We start from the raw sequence: 5117 nt of genomic DNA on the forward strand, positions 1-5117 counted from the left end.
CGAGCAATGGAAGACGTTTCGGAATAATTTAATTTACAACCAAGTGTGTGAAAAGCCACTTTTTTTTCTGCGTTCATAAGTTGCAAATTTAATTATTTTTAGGAGAGCAGCGCGCGATGAAATTCAGCCTTCGAAAAATTATTTTTTCGAAGCAATTTTATACACGAAAAAAAGCGTTTGAAAAAATAATTTTTCAAACGCAAAAACAGCCTGTTCCTATATTTTTCATTAAAATTGAAACTTCACAATTGATTGCGAAGTTCTACCAAAAATTGACGAACGTTTGTAAGGGATTTCACAATTTCATGCGTATCAATCGTATCTTTTTTATTCTTGGAAAGTTTTGCTTTTGCGCCGGATAAGGTAAAACCGCGCTCTTTAACGAGGTGATAAATGAGATGAAAATTATCTATATCTTGTTGTGTAAATAAACGATTTCCTTTTTTATTTTTTTGAGGACGAATGATGTCGAACTCTTTTTCCCAAAAGCGAATCAGCGAAGTTTTGACTTTAAACATGTCTGCTACTTCGCCGATGGCGTAATACAATTTAACCGTTTCGGATTCTTTGTAGGGCATTTTAGAAAGTCCAATCTACATTAACGGTTGGCATAATTGGTAATTGATTCACGCGTTGATACGTAATTCTATCAAAATAAAAAATATTTTGACGATCGTAGGCGTTGGTTACGCCAGCACCTACTTCGAGTGTAGAATTTTCCGTCAGTACAATTTTTTTCTTGATACTTAAATCCAAACGGCTATAATCCGGTAAGCGCCCTTGATTTTGTGTTCCATACAATACTCCTAAATTGCCGTTCGCAGTGGTATAATTTGCATTGATGTTATTTTGTAAATTTAAATTTTCGTAAAAGCCTTGCGTTTGTGTGAAAGGGAAGCCTGATCCGTAATTCCAACGTGCGCCTACTGTCCAATCCAAATCTTTACCAAAATCGTAAGAAACAACTAAATTCACATTGTTTCTTCTGTCAAAATTAGGCGGATACGAAATTTGTCCATCCCAACGCGTTACATAGCCCAAGGAATAAACTGCCCATACATACACGTGTTTGTATTCGTATTTTAGTAAAAAATCCAAGCCTTTTGCGGTTCCAGATTCTACCAAAAAATCTTGTTTTAAAACATCCGGAACATTGACCAAACTTTGAGGATTTACGTTATCGCTGGTGTATATTTGATACGGATTAAGTTCTAACAATTGGTTGAAAAATTTTTCGTAGGCTTCTACATTCAAACTAAAATGTTTCAAGAAATCATATTCAAAACCAAACACGATGTGATCAGCTTTTTGCAAATTATTGGTAACGTTTGTTACTGTTCCGTTTTGTTGCGTAAATTGAGATTGAAGTTGTTGCGGACTGGATAAAAATCCATAAAATAAATCCACTACATCCAATTGCGAAGTAGAACTGATAAGGTTTTGCGTATAAATACCAGCAGCGGCTTTTAAGCGAAAATTTTTGGTAACATTGTATTTCACTCCTAAACGAGGTTCTGGAGAAAAGTCGGGAAGAGAGGCATAGTATTGCAAACGAATGCCGGGTTCTACTACCAACTTACCATTTTTGGATATTAATTTTGTTTTTAAATATCCATCCAATTCAGTGCTGTTATTAGTTTGGTTGATTTCTCGATTTACGGAATTAAAGATATCTAAGCTTGTTTTTGTTCCTGAAATATTGATTCCGTATTTAATTTCATTTTTTCCCATAAAATAGGTAAACGCCAATCCCATATTAAATCCATTAACACCGCTGCTCCGGGGAGAAATGTCTGGCTCCGTCATGCCAATTTTATACGAAGAATAATCAAAATTTCCTTCAATCAATACAGACGAACTGCTGGGTATTACCACGAAATTGCTTCCAACGCCTGTTTGTGTCCAATTCAAATTGGAAATGGCTTGGTATTTTACTTGATCCGTATAATTAAAACCAAATACATTTAATTTACTTCCATTGGCTCCGTTAAATGAAACCTTTCCGTATAAATCAGTAAAATTAAAAGGTAAGCCATTGCCTGAATCTACGTATGGATAAAGTATTTTAGAGGTTTGTTGTAAATACGATGTTTTGGCAGAAACAATGAAGGAAATGGTAGATCCTGTACCAGTCGTATCTTTTTTTAGCGGACCTTCTACCATTGTTTTTGCCCCAAACGGACTGGCAGAAACTTTTCCTGTTACTCGTTGTTTGTTTCCATCGCGAGTGGTAATGTCCATCACGGAAGAAATACGATCGCCATATTCTGCGTTAAACCCAGCAGTATGCACATCGGCATTTTTAATAATATCATCATCAAAAACAGAAAACAATCCTATGGAATGAAAAGGGTTATAGACAACCATTCCATCCAACAATACTTCATTATCCACAGGTTCTCCACCTGCTATGTAAAGCTGTCCGCCTTGATCTCCAGTAAAATTTACGCCAGGTAAAATTTGCATGTATTGCGCAATATCAGGTTCGCCACCTACAGACGGCAATTTTTTAATTTCTTGAGGAGTGATGGAAAAAGAGGAAATCAATACGTCTGTTTGTTTTTTCTGTTGTTCTGCAGAAACAGTAAAAGTCTTCATCGCCACAGCCGATTTCACCAAATACAATTTACGCGTAATAATGTCTTCTGCTTTTACGGTAATAATTTCTTTTAATGTATCATAACCGATAGAACTCACCATTAAAGTGTAGGTCCCTGGATGAATTTGAGTGATGGAATAATATCCGTTCACATCCGTACTGGCGCCTATTGTTGTGCCTTGTAAATAAACGTTTGTAAAAAGAACTGGTTCGCCAGTTGCTTTTAAATACACAAATCCGCGGATGTTGGCATCTTGTGCATTTGCAGTAGCAACAATAAAAAAAGCGAGAAGTGAAAAAGCAGTTCTGAAAATTATTTTTTTGAAATTCATTTTGTTCATAGTATATGATTGCGGGCGGCAAAAATAGAAATTTATCGCTGATAATAAAATTTTATCGTGATTAGATTGTGCGTAGAAAAAATGCTTCGAAAAATTATTTTTCGGAGAGTGCAATAATGTGGTCAAATTCTGCTGCTGCTAAAGGCATTACCGACAATCTGCCTTGTCGCACCAAATAGATATTTTGTAATTTTTTATCGGCTTTAATTTCGGCAAGTGTAACTGGTTTTTTGAGTGTTTTAAAAGGTACTAAATCAACAGCCACCCAATTTTTATCATCCGTCGTAGGGTCTTGATAAGCTTCCTTCGCCACTTTCGCAATGCCGACAACTGCAAGTCCTTCATTGCTGTGATAAAACAACACCAAATCGCCTTTTTTCATCATTCTTAAATGATTGCGCGCTGAATAATTTCGAACACCATCCCAAAATGTTTTTCCATCTTTCAAAAATTTTTCCCAAGAATATTTTACGGGTTCTGATTTTACCAAAAAGTAATTCATATTTTTATTTTTAGAAATATTTAGTGAATAATTTTGAATGCTAATTCGCGCAACAATTCTTTTTCGTCGGCAGAAATATTTTCATAACCTTTCGATTTTAAATCGTATTCGCGCAAATATGAAAAAATATTTTTTATTTTTCCCAAACTGTAATTTTTAGCTGCTCTTTCGTAATCGCCTACAAAAAACGGATGAACACCCAAAGTGGCTGCCACTGTGCCTTTTGATTTATCTGCTAAGGAATGATACAACATTAATTTTGAAAAATAATTTCCCAAAGTTCCAATCGTCATCACCAATGGATGTTCGCGCGGATCGGCTGCAAAATAATTAATGATTTGATTTATTTTCAACACATCTTTTTTTCCGAAAGCATTGTGCAATTCAAACACATTGTAATCTTTGCTGATGCCAATATTTTTCTGAATATCATCTGCACTTATTTCCGATTTTGGAGGAATGCTAATCATCAATTTGTCCAACTCGTTGGCAATTTTTGCCAAATCACTTCCTAAGTATTCGGCCAATAACAAAGCGGCTTTCGGATGAATGCTGTAATTTTCCTTTTGAAGATAATGTTGGATCCAATCCGGAATTTTATTTTCGTACAACTTCGCGGATTCAAAAAAAACGGCTTTTTTGGAAAGTGCTTTTGCCAGTGCCGTTCGCTTGTCTATTTTTTTATATTTGTAACAAAGTACCAAAATGCTGCTACGCTGAGGATTTTCCAAATACGTAAGCAAAGCAGATTTGTTTTTTCCGCCGTCTTCCTTCACCAAATCGCGCACATTTTGCGCTTCCTTCACAATAATGACTTGCTGTGCCGACAGCATTGGATAACGTCGTGCGGCATTAAAAATAGTTTGTGCATCGGCATCACGACCATAAAAAACAGTTTGATCAAAACTTTTTTCAGCCTCTGTCAGAATATTTTTTTCAATATAATCGCTCAATTCATCAATAAAATAAGGTTCTTCGCCAGCTAAAAAATAAACTGGATGAAAAACTTTATTTTTCAAATCAGTAACGATTTGTTCAAAATTCATAGTAAGTGATATTATTTTTTTTCCTTTGCAGGATAAATCAAAAATAAAAAATTGTTTCCGCAACTCAATCTTCCTGTTTATACTTTCAAACTGAAAGGACAAAATCAAAGAACGCAAATTTATGATATTGTTCGGAGAAAATACGTTGTTTTAACGCCCGAAGAATGGGTTCGCCAACATTTTATTCATTTTTTGGTTCAGGAAAAAAAATTTCCAGCATCTTTAATGGCTATTGAAACAGCCGTAAAATCAACACAAACATTAAAACGCCGAAGCGATATTGTTATTTACGATAATACGCTGAATCCTTATTTATTAGTAGAATGTAAAGCGCCTGAAATTAAAATAAAGCAAGATGTTTTTGATCAAATTGCACGTTATAATATGGATTTAAAAGTAAAATTTTTGATTGTCAGCAACGGTTTACAACATTTTTGTTGCGAAATGGATTACGAAAAAAAATCTTACACCTTCGTGAAAGACATTCCGATGTGTGAATTGAAATAATTTTCGGAGTACAAAAAAGACTTTGAAAAATTATTTTTTCAATCTACATTATTGAATTTATGCGGCTTTATTTTAGTGAGCGTAAAATCCTTTTTGTACGTAAAATAAATCGAATAGCCGTA

At 34.7% G+C, this 5117-nt stretch carries 5 protein-coding genes; 1 reads left to right on the plus strand and 4 read right to left on the minus strand.

Going from position 1 to position 5117, the window contains the following annotated elements; translation table 11 throughout:
- Positions 1–242: 242 nt before the first annotated feature.
- The 4 genes from ABIZ51_06610 to holA all read right to left on the minus strand — a co-directional run bounded on the left by ABIZ51_06610 (position 243) and on the right by holA (position 4488).
- Complete coding sequence (locus ABIZ51_06610) at positions 243–578, minus strand: MerR family transcriptional regulator (protein MEO7088447.1); 336 nt, start codon at positions 576–578, stop codon at positions 243–245.
- Position 579: 1 nt separating this feature from the next.
- Positions 580–2931 (minus strand): TonB-dependent receptor, encoded by a 2352-nt coding sequence (locus ABIZ51_06615; protein MEO7088448.1) that lies wholly within the window; start codon positions 2929–2931, stop codon positions 580–582.
- A gap of 103 nt (positions 2932–3034) precedes the next feature.
- The gene (locus ABIZ51_06620) at positions 3035–3442 is read right to left on the minus strand and encodes an EVE domain-containing protein (protein MEO7088449.1); all 408 of its coding nucleotides are present in this window, start codon (positions 3440–3442) and stop codon (positions 3035–3037) included.
- Between the two features lie 20 nt (positions 3443–3462).
- On the minus strand, positions 3463–4488 hold the full coding sequence (gene holA, locus ABIZ51_06625) for a DNA polymerase III subunit delta (protein ID MEO7088450.1): 1026 nt from the start codon (positions 4486–4488) through the stop codon (positions 3463–3465).
- A 51-nt stretch (positions 4489–4539) separates the two neighbouring features.
- Between holA and ABIZ51_06630 the strand changes: the two genes are divergently transcribed.
- On the plus strand, positions 4540–4995 hold the full coding sequence (locus tag ABIZ51_06630) for a type I restriction enzyme HsdR N-terminal domain-containing protein (GenBank protein ID MEO7088451.1): 456 nt from the start codon (positions 4540–4542) through the stop codon (positions 4993–4995).
- Positions 4996–5117 lie beyond the last annotated feature (122 nt).

Source organism: Bacteroidia bacterium (assembly GCA_039924845.1).
In the GTDB taxonomy this organism is placed as follows: Bacteria; Bacteroidota; Bacteroidia; order DATLTG01; family DATLTG01; genus DATLTG01.